At 37.7% G+C, this 247-nt stretch carries 1 pseudogene; it reads right to left on the bottom strand.

Annotation, left to right across the window (positions count from 1 at the left end):
* Positions 1-247 (bottom strand): annotated as a pseudogene (locus tag SB775_RS32465) (Glu/Leu/Phe/Val dehydrogenase); the annotation flags it as partial.

Below are 247 nucleotides of genomic sequence, written 5' to 3'. Positions count from 1 at the left end.
GCTTCATCTGCCGAAAATGCAACACCATATCCTGTGACAACATCATTTAAAAGCAATCCGTCAATTCTTGTTTTCATCAGCCCCTCAAAATCCTTTATCCCTTGAAGGACAGCAGGATCTTGTTTCATTGAATTCGTCAGAGGGATATCTATGCCAAATTCGTTAAAGATTTTAAGTACATCTTCATATTTAGTACCTAGATCACTTCCCAAAGATACGCCGATATCAATATAAGGCATCATTGCAA

This window comes from Peribacillus sp. SIMBA_075 (assembly GCF_046534585.1).
The sequence above is the reverse complement of the archived record's forward strand: the minus strand, read 5'-3'. Positions and strand labels throughout refer to the sequence as shown.